This is a genomic window from Acidiphilium sp., assembly GCF_049977125.1.
GTDB lineage: Bacteria > Pseudomonadota > Alphaproteobacteria > Acetobacterales > Acetobacteraceae > Acidiphilium.
Genome location: NZ_JBMFGY010000100.1, coordinates 1 through 10,128, shown reverse-complemented (window position 1 = coordinate 10,128; position 10,128 = coordinate 1). Strand labels below are relative to the sequence as shown.

Below are 10,128 nucleotides of genomic sequence, written 5' to 3'. Positions count from 1 at the left end.
TTGAGAATGTGCCGGGCTTTGGTTCGGCCATGACGGGGTTACCGGCTTTTGCCGGTGGTTCCGGACCTGTCCAAGACGGTTTGTAGTCCTTTGGGACTTTAATGGGGGTGACTCCGCAGGCCGTAGATGGGGTGTCGGAGGCGTGGAAGCGCTGATGGTTCCAATCACGGACAGGCGAACATGCGGCTGGGATGGTCCTTGCCGCTTTGGGCAAACCGGTGTTGCGCGGTCCAAACGCGTGATGCCTGACGAGTGGAGACCGAATTGGATCGCGCACAGAAGCGTGAGTTCGTGGACTCGCTTGCGACCGTGTTCGCTGAGACGTCGATGATCGTGGTGACTCGTAATGACGGGTTGACGGTTGCCGATGTGACGGCGTTGCGCGTGCGGATGCGGGCGGCGGGCGCACAATATAAAGTGGCGAAGAACCGTTTGGCCCATATCGCTTTGGAAGGCACCAAGTTCGACGGGCTGGTGCCGCTGATGAAGGGTCCGACCGCGCTGGCGTGGTCGCATGATCCGGTAGCGGTGGCAAAGGCTGCGGTCGAGTTCGCCAAGACCAACGAGAAGTTCGTGCTGGTCGGTGGCGCGTTGGGGACTCAGATGCTCGATGCATCGGGTGTTCGCGCGTTGGCCGAACTGCCGTCGCTCGATCAATTGCGTGGCAAGCTTCTGGGTCTGATCCAGGCGCCGGCGACGCGGATTGCGGGTGTGCTGCAGGCGCCGGCGGGGCAACTTGCGCGGGTTTTCGCGGCTTATGCCAAGGCGAATGGGGCTGAGGAGAGCGCTGAGGCGGCGTGAGGGGGGTAAGGAAGGCTTCTTTTTTGTAAAAAAGAAGCAAAAAACTTTCTTGAATTTGGTCCGCGCTGGTTTCACCGGTAAGGGCTAGATTAACAAAGTTTTTTTGCTTCTTTTTGTTCACAAAAAGAAGGACTTGCTTCGCCTGAGCGTCGCCGTGAGCGAGCCCGAAATGTTCGGGCTTGCATGGAACCATCACAACGACTATTATAGGAACTGACGAAATGGCTGATCTTGCAAATTTAGTTGACCAACTTTCTTCCCTCACTGTTCTCGAAGCAGCGGAGCTTTCCAAGCTGCTCGAAGAAAAGTGGGGCGTTTCTGCTGCGGCGCCGGTAGCGGCGGCGGCGGCACCTGCGGCGGGCGCTGCTGCGGCGCCGGTTGAGGAGCAGACCGAGTTTACCGTTGTGCTGAAGGCTGCGGGCGACAAGAAGATCAACGTGATCAAGGAAATCCGCACCATTACGGGTCTGGGGCTGAAGGAAGCCAAGGATCTGGTCGAGGGTGCGCCGAAGACCGTGAAAGAGGCGATCACCAAGGACGAGGCCGAGAAGATCAAGAAGGTCTTGGAAGAGCAGGGCGCATCTGTCGGCATCGAATGATTTACCGCAACGCCGCGTGAGGCCACTCATGGCGGCGTTTTCGACCTGACTTCGGCGGGGTGCCCTTCGGCACTCCGCCCGTTTTCTGTTGCGCCTTATGGGCGGGTTTGGGACTGATACGATACGGTGTCGCTGCGTTGGGCGATGGATCGTTACTACATTATTGATCGGGGTATGGGCATGAATGCGATTTCTGGTGGCATGAACAAGATTTCCTTTACCAATCGCAAGCGCATCCGCAAGAGCTTCGGGCGAATCCCCGAAACCACGCCGATGCCCAATCTGATCGATGTGCAGCGGGCGAGTTATGATGCGTTCTTGCAGATGAACGTGTCGCCGGATTCGCGTTCGGTGTCGGGTTTGCAGGAAGTGTTCAAATCGGTGTTCCCGATCGATGATTTCGCGGGGCGGGGCCGGTTGGAGTTCGTGTATTACGAGCTTGAAGACCCGAAATACGATGTGGAAGAGTGCATTCAGCGCGGGATGACCTATGCGGCGCCGCTGAAGGTGGTGCTGCGGTTGATCGTGTGGGATCTGGATGAGGATACCGGGGCGCGCTCGATCCGCGACATCAAGGAGCAGCCCGTTTATATGGGCGACATGCCGCTGATGACGGATAACGGCACGTTCGTGGTCAATGGGACCGAGCGGGTCATTGTCAGTCAGATGCATCGCAGCCCGGGCGTGTTTTTCGATCACGACAAGGGCAAGACCCATGCTTCGGGCAAGTTTTTGTTTGCGGCGCGGGTGATTCCGTATCGCGGGTCGTGGCTGGATTTCGAGTTCGATGCCAAGGATCTGGCGTATGTGCGGATCGATCGGAAGCGCAAGCTGCCGATCACGACCTTGCTGTACGCGCTGGAAGGCAAGGCGACCGAGGCGCTGCGCGCGGCGCGGGCGGCCAAGGGCGAGACGCTGGAAATCAGCGAAATCAAGGGCATGGATGCCGAGGAGATTCTGAACAGTTTCTATGGCCAGGTGCCGTTCACCCGGACCAAGGATGCGAACGGCGAGAGCGCGTGGGCGCGGCCGTTCGAGCCGGAATTGTTCCGTGGGGCGAAGCTGGTCGAGGATCTGGTCGATGCCGAGACCGGCAAGGTCGTGGCGAAGGCCGAGGAGAAGCTGACGGCGCGGGCGGCGCGCAAAATCGGTGAGACGACCAAGCATGTGCTGGTCAGCCGGGCCGATCTGGTCGGGCGGTATGTGGCCGAGGATTTGTACGATCCGAACACGGGTGAGATTTTCGCCGATGCGGGCGAGGAGATTGCCGAGGCGAAGCTGGCGGTGTTCGAGGCGGCCGGGTTGGATGTGATTCCGACGCTGGCGGTGGATCAGACCAAGGGGCCTTGGATCCGGAATACGTTGGCGGTCGATAAGAATTCGAATCGCGAGGATGCGCTGGTTGATATCTATCGGGTGATCCGGCCGGGTGAGCCGCCGACGAGCGAGACCGCCGAGGCGTTGTTCCGTGGGTTGTTCTTTGATTCCGAGCGTTATGATCTGTCCGCCGTGGGGCGGGTGAAGATGAATATGCGCCTGGGCATCGAGTGCGACGACCAGATGCGGGTGCTGCGCAAGGAAGACATCATTCGCACGATCCAGATCATGTGCGATCTGAAGGATGGGCGCGGGCAGATCGACGACATCGATAATCTCGGCAACCGGCGGGTGCGTTCGGTTGGTGAGTTGATGGAGAATCAGTATCGGGTGGGTTTGCTTCGGATGGAGCGGGCGATCAGGGAGCGGATGGGCTCGGTCGATATCGACGGGGTGATGCCGCATGATCTGATCAATGCGAAGCCGGCGGCGGCGGCGGTGCGGGAGTTTTTCGGTAGCTCGCAGCTGAGCCAGTTCATGGATCAGACCAATCCGCTGTCGGAAGTGACGCATAAGCGGCGCTTGTCCGCCTTGGGACCGGGCGGGTTGACGCGCGAGCGGGCCGGGTTCGAGGTGCGCGATGTGCATCCGACGCATTATGGCCGCATCTGCCCGATCGAGACGCCGGAAGGGCCGAACATCGGGTTGATCAACTCGCTGGCGACGTTTGCGAAGGTGAATAAGTACGGGTTCATCGAGACGCCGTACCGGATGGTAACCAATGGTAAAGTTTCCGATGACTATAAGTATCTCTCCGCGATGGAGGAGGAACGGCTGACGGTGGCGCAGGCGGATGCGCCGAAGCTGGAAGACGGGACGTTGACCGAGGATTTGGTTTCGGTGCGGCGGAACGGCGATTTCCGGCTGGTGCGGCCGGAGGAAGTGACGGCGATCGACGTGTCGCCGCGCCAGCTTGTTTCTGTTGCTGCGGCGTTGATTCCGTTTTTGGAGAACGATGACGCGAACCGCGCGCTGATGGGCTCGAACATGCAGCGCCAGGCGGTGCCGTTGATCCGTTCGGATGCGCCGCTGGTCGGCACCGGGATGGAGGCGGCGGTGGCGCAGGATTCGGGTGCGACCATCGTGGCGCGACGGGCCGGCGTGATCGATCAGATCGATGGGGCGCGCATCGTGGTGCGGGCGACCAATGACGACGGCACGACCATGGGTGTCGATATCTATCGGTTGCGCAAGTTCATGCGCTCGAACCAGTCGACCTGCATCAACCAGCGGCCGCTGGTGCGGGTGGGCGACCGGGTTGGCGGTGGTGACATCATTGCCGATGGGCCGTCGACCGAGTTGGGCGAATTGGCGCTGGGGCGGAACATTCTGTGCGCGTTCATGCCGTGGAACGGGTATAATTTCGAGGATTCGATCCTGATTTCGGAGCGGATTGCGCGCGAGGATATGTTCACGTCGATCCATATCGAGGAATTCGAGGTGATGGCGCGCGACACCAAGCTGGGGCAGGAGGAAATCACGCGCGATATTCCGAATGTCGGCGAGGAAGCGCTGCGCAACCTGGATGAGGCGGGGATTGTCTATATCGGCGCCGATGTGAATCCGGGGGATATTCTGGTCGGTAAGGTGACGCCGAAGGGCGAGAGCCCGATGACGCCGGAAGAGAAATTGCTGCGGGCGATTTTCGGCGAGAAGGCCTCCGACGTGCGGGACACCTCGCTGAAGCTGCCGCCGGGGGTGACCGGCACGATTGTGGATGTGCGGGTGTTCAACCGGCGCGGCGTGGACAAGGACGAGCGCGCCCTGGCGATCGAGCGGGCGGAGATCGAGCGGCTGGCGAAGGATCGGGATGACGAGCGGGCGATTCAGGAGCGCGCGTTTCTCAACCGGTTGCGCGAGAAGCTGCTCGGGCAGGTCGCCGGGTCGGGCTATAAGGGTGTGCGCTCGGGCAGCGAAATCAATGCCGAATTGCTGGCGGAGGTGCCGCGCGGGGCGTGGCGGAACCTGACCGTGCAGGACGACCATGTGATGGCCGAGATCGAGACGCTGAAACGCGAATTCGATGCGGCGGTACATAAATTGCAGGCGCGGTTCGAGAGCAAGGTCGAGAAATTACAGCGCGGCGACGAGATGCCGCCGGGCGTGATGAAGATGGTCAAGGTCTTCATCGCGGTGAAGCGCAAGCTGCAGCCGGGCGACAAGATGGCCGGGCGGCATGGCAACAAGGGTGTGGTTTCGAAAGTGGTGCCGATCGAGGACATGCCGTTCCTGGAGGACGGCACCGCGGTCGATATCGTGCTCAATCCGTTGGGTGTGCCGTCGCGGATGAATGTCGGGCAGATTCTCGAGACGCATCTGGGCTGGGCCTGTGCCAATCTCGGCCGGCAGATCGGCGAGATGGTCGATCATTATCGCCGGACCGGGCAGGAGCGCGATCGTCTGCACGCCATGCTCAAGAACGTCTATGGCGAGGAGATCTATGCCAAGCAGATCGCGATCATGGACGAGGCCGAGGTGGCGGAATTGTGCGGCAATATCCGCAAGGGCGTGCCGATCGCGACACCGGTGTTCGATGGCGCGCGGATTACCGACATCGAGGACATGCTGGCGAAGGCCGGGCTTGATATTTCCGGCCAGATGACCGTGTTCGACGGGCGGACCGGCGAGCGGTTCGAGCGGAAGGTGACCATCGGGTATATGTACATGCTCAAGCTGGGGCACATGGTCGATGACAAGATCCATGCGCGTTCGATCGGGCCGTATTCGCTGGTCACACAGCAGCCGCTGGGCGGCAAGGCGCAGTTCGGTGGGCAGCGGTTCGGCGAAATGGAAGTGTGGGCGCTCGAAGCCTATGGCGCGGCTTATACGTTGCAGGAAATGCTGACCGTGAAATCGGACGATGTTTCGGGCCGCACCAAGGTTTATGAGGCGATCGTGCGCGAGCAGGATAATTTCGAGGCCGGTGTGCCGGAGAGCTTCAACGTGCTGACCAAGGAATTGAAATCGCTTGGTCTCAACGTCGATCTGACGCTTTCGGCTGAGTGAATTTTGACGGTTTGATCATGGCGCGGGGTGGGTCTGCCACGCCGCGTCGATGAAAGGGATTGCTGCATGAATGACTTGATGAAGATTCTCGGCCAGACCGGCCAGGCGGCCACGTTCGATCAGATCCGCATTCAGATCGCCTCGCCCGAACAGATCCGCTCGTGGTCGTTCGGCGAGATCAAGAAGCCGGAGACGATCAACTACCGGACGTTCAAGCCGGAGCGGGACGGGTTGTTCTGTGCGCGGATTTTCGGGCCGATCAAGGATTACGAGTGCTTGTGCGGCAAGTACAAGCGGATGAAGTTCCGCGGCATCATCTGCGAGAAATGCGGCGTCGAGGTCACCTTGGCGAAGGTGCGGCGCGAGCGGATGGGGCATATCGAGCTCGCCTCGCCGGTGGCGCATATCTGGTTCTTGAAGTCGCTGCCGAGCCGGATTGCGACGATGGTCGAGATGACGCTGAAGGATCTGGAGAAGGTCCTGTATTTCGAGAGCTATATCGTGCTCGATCCGTACACCACGGATCTGAAGCGGTATCAGCTGCTGTCGGAAGATGAACTCTACGCCAAGCAGGACGAGTTCGGCGATGACGGGTTCAAGGCAGGCATCGGGGCGGAGGCGATCAAGTCGATTCTCGCTCAGGTCGATCTGCAGGCTGAGCAGGCGGTGATGCGGGCGGACCTCAAGGAGGCGACCTCCGAGGCCAAGCGCAAGAAGCTGGTCAAACGGCTCAAGCTGGTCGAGGCGTTCATCGAATCCGGCACGCGGCCGGAGTGGATGATCCTGGATGTGGTGCCGGTGATTCCGCCTGAACTGCGGCCGTTGGTGCCGTTGGATGGCGGACGTTTCGCGACCTCGGATTTGAACGATCTGTATCGCCGCGTGATCAACCGCAACAATCGTCTGAAGCGGCTGATCGAGTTGCGGGCACCGGATATTATTGTGCGCAACGAGAAGCGCATGTTGCAGGAGAGCGTGGATGCGCTGTTCGACAACGGGCGGCGCGGCCGGGCGATCACCGGGACCAACAAGCGGCCGTTGAAGTCGCTGTCGGACATGCTGAAAGGCAAGCAGGGGCGGTTCCGCCAGAATTTGCTGGGCAAGCGCGTCGATTATTCGGGCCGTTCGGTCATCGTGGTCGGGCCGGAACTCAAGCTGCACCAGTGTGGCCTGCCGAAGAAGATGGCGCTCGAATTGTTCAAGCCGTTCATTTACGCCAAGCTGGAGAAATACGGGCTCGCTACCACCATCAAGGCGGCGAAGCGGATGGTCGAGAAGGAACGCCCCGAGGTGTGGGACATTCTCGAAGAGGTGATTCGCGAGCATCCGGTGATGCTGAACCGCGCGCCGACCTTGCATCGCCTGGGCATTCAGGCGTTCGAGCCGATCTTGATCGAGGGCAAGGCGATCCGGTTGCATCCGTTGGTCTGCACCGCGTTCAACGCCGATTTCGACGGCGATCAGATGGCGGTGCATGTGCCGCTCTCGATCGAGGCGCAGCTCGAGGCGCGGGTGCTGATGATGAGCACCAACAACATCCTCAACCCGGCGAACGGCAAGCCGATCATTGTGCCGAGCCAGGATATCGTTCTGGGTCTGTACTATCTGTCGCTGGAGACGCCCGAATTTTCCGCCGTCGCCGATCAGGACGCGCCGGCGTTCGGCACTTCGGGCGAGATCGAGCATGCGCTCAGCGCCGGCAGGATCAAGCTGCACGATCGGATTCGCGCGCGGGTCGCGGTGGTGAATGCCGATGGCACGCGGAGCAGCAAGGTGGTGGTGACCACGGCGGGACGCACCATGATCGGCAATTTGCTGCCGCTGCATCATGAGGTGCCGTATTCGCTGGTCAACCGCCAGCTCACCAAGAAATCGGTCTCCGACGTGATCGATGCGGTGTATCGCCACACCGGCCAGAAAGAGGCGGTGATCTTTTGTGACCGGATGATGGCGCTCGGCTTCACCCATGCGGCCAAGGCGGGGATTTCGTTCGGCAAGGACGATATGGTGATCCCGGCTGAGAAGCACGAATTGCTGGAGAAGACGCAGGCCGAGGTCAAGGAATTCGAGGCGCAGTATCATGATGGTTTGATCACGGCGGGCGAGCGCTACAATAAGGTGATCGACGCGTGGTCGCGCTGCAACGATACGGTTGCCGCCGCGATGATGCGCGAGATTTCCAAGCAGGAGCCGGGCAAGCCGACCAATTCGGTGTGGATGATGAGCCATTCCGGCGCGCGTGGGTCGCCGACCCAGATGCGTCAGCTCGCCGGTATGCGCGGGTTGATGGCCAAGCCCTCGGGCGAGATCATCGAGCAGCCGATTCTGTCCAACTTCAAGGAAGGCCTGACGGTTGCCGAGTATTTCAACTCGACGCATGGCGCGCGTAAAGGCCTGGCGGATACCGCGTTGAAAACGGCGAACTCGGGTTATTTGACCCGCCGGCTCGTCGATGTCGCGCAGGATTGCATCATCATCGCGCATGATTGCGGCACCGAGCGCGGCCTGACGGTGCGGGCGGTGATGGATGGCGGTGAGGTGATTTCGGGCCTCGCCGAGCGCACCCTGGGCCGCACCACGGCCGAGGACGTATTCGATCCGACCGATGGGTCGCTGATCATTGCGGCCAACACGCTGATCGAGGAGATCGAGGCCGACCGGATCGACAAATCAGGGGTTGAGCAGGTCAAGATCCGCTCGGTGCTGACCTGCGAATCCAAGGTTGGCGTCTGCGCAATGTGTTACGGGCGCGATCTGGCGCGCGGCACGCCGGTGAATGCCGGCGAGGCGGTGGGCGTGATCGCGGCGCAGTCGATCGGCGAGCCGGGCACGCAGTTGACGATGCGTACCTTCCATATCGGTGGTGCGGCGCAGCGCGGCGCCGAGCAATCCAACGTCGAGGCCAGCCATGACGGCACGGTGACGGTGAAGAACCGCAATGTGGTGGCGAATTCGGCCGGCGTGCCGGTGGTGATGAGCCGCAATTGCGAACTCGCGATCACCGATGCGGCCGGGCGGGAACGGGCGAAGTTCCGCGTCCCCTACGGCGCACGGTTGCTGACCGAGGAAGGCCAGAGTGTCACGCGCGGCGAGAAACTGGCCGAGTGGGACCCCTACACGCTGCCGATCATCACCGAGCGGGGCGGCGTGGTCGAATTCGCCGATCTGCTCGAAGGTGTCACGCTGGTTGAGCGGGTCGATGATGTGACCGGACTGACCTCCAAAGTGGTGGTCGATTACAAGCAATCGGCCAAGGGGGCGGATTTGCGGCCGCGCCTGCTGCTGAAGGATGAAAAGGGTGAGATCGTGCGGCTGGCCAACGGCGCCGAGGCGCGCTCGTTCCTGCCGCCGGATTCGATTTTGTCGGTCGAGAACGGGGCGACGGTGCAGGCGGGTGACGTGCTGGCCCGGATGCCGCGCGAAGGCTCGAAAACCCGCGACATCACCGGCGGTCTGCCGCGCGTGGCGGAATTGTTCGAGGCACGGCGGCCGAAGGATCACGCGATCATCGCGGAAATCGATGGTCGGGTGGAAATCGGCAAGGATTACAAGGCGAAGCGCCGTATTCTGGTCAAGAACGACGAGACCGGCGAGGAGACCGAGTATCTGTTGCCGAAGGGCAAGCACATGTCGGTGCAGGAGGGCGATTACGTGCATCGGGGTGACCCGCTGGTCGATGGTCCGCGCGTGCCGCATGATATTCTGCGCGTGCTGGGGGTTGAGGCGCTGTCGGATTACCTCGTCAATGAAATCCAGGATGTCTATCGACTGCAGGGTGTGAAGATCAACGACAAGCATATCGAAGTCGTGGTGCGCCAGATGTTGCAGAAGATCGAGATCACCGAGCCGGGGGATACGACCTATCTGATCGGCGAGCTGGTCGACCGGATCGAGTTCGAGACCGAGAACGAGCGGCGGGTGAAGCTGGACGAACGGCCGGCGAGCGGCTTGCCGGTGCTGCAGGGCATTACCAAGGCGAGCCTGCAGACGCTGAGCTTCATTTCGGCGGCCTCGTTCCAGGAAACCACGCGGGTGCTGACCGAAGCGGCAACCGCCGGCAAGACCGACAATCTGCTCGGGTTGAAGGAAAACGTGATCGTCGGGCGGTTGATCCCGGCGGGTACCGGCAGCGTGATGAGCCGGTTGCGGGCGATTGCGGTCGGGCGCGACAAGACCACGCTGGCGCAGACGCGCACGGCGCTGCCGTCACGGCGCGAGGTGGCGGCGGAGTAGGCCGGGCGCGGTTCAGCTAGAGCATTTTCCGATCAGATGAAGTCATCTGATCGGATGAAAATGCTCTATTTATCAATATCCTAGAGCACTACATCCGATCCAATGGGATCGG

Annotated in this window: 4 protein-coding genes; all 4 read left to right on the top strand. The window is 61.2% G+C overall.

Annotated elements, in window-relative coordinates; translation table 11 throughout:
• Window positions 1–264: 264 nt before the first annotated feature.
• Complete coding sequence (gene rplJ / locus ACP5E6_RS13305; protein ID WP_427954755.1) at window positions 265–801, top strand: 50S ribosomal protein L10; 537 nt, start codon at window positions 265–267, stop codon at window positions 799–801.
• A 221-nt stretch (window positions 802–1,022) separates the two neighbouring features.
• Window positions 1,023–1,400, top strand: a complete 378-nt coding sequence (rplL, locus tag ACP5E6_RS13300) for a 50S ribosomal protein L7/L12 (RefSeq protein WP_427954754.1) — start codon at window positions 1,023–1,025, stop codon at window positions 1,398–1,400.
• Window positions 1,401–1,601: 201 nt separating this feature from the next.
• Window positions 1,602–5,783, top strand: coding sequence for a DNA-directed RNA polymerase subunit beta (gene rpoB / locus ACP5E6_RS13295; protein WP_427954758.1), 4,182 nt, complete (start codon window positions 1,602–1,604; stop codon window positions 5,781–5,783).
• A gap of 66 nt (window positions 5,784–5,849) precedes the next feature.
• The gene (gene rpoC / locus ACP5E6_RS13290; protein WP_427954753.1) at window positions 5,850–10,016 is read left to right on the top strand and encodes a DNA-directed RNA polymerase subunit beta'; all 4,167 of its coding nucleotides are present in this window, start codon (window positions 5,850–5,852) and stop codon (window positions 10,014–10,016) included.
• The last annotated feature ends 112 nt before the right edge of the window (window positions 10,017–10,128 follow it).

Coding starts and splice junctions, on each gene's coding strand:
- rpoC (WP_427954753.1), top strand. CDS start 5,850: ATGAATGACTTGATGAAGATTCTCGGCCAGACCGGCCAGGCGGCCACG.
- rpoB (WP_427954758.1), top strand. CDS start 1,602: ATGAACAAGATTTCCTTTACCAATCGCAAGCGCATCCGCAAGAGCTTC.
- rplL (WP_427954754.1), top strand. CDS start 1,023: ATGGCTGATCTTGCAAATTTAGTTGACCAACTTTCTTCCCTCACTGTT.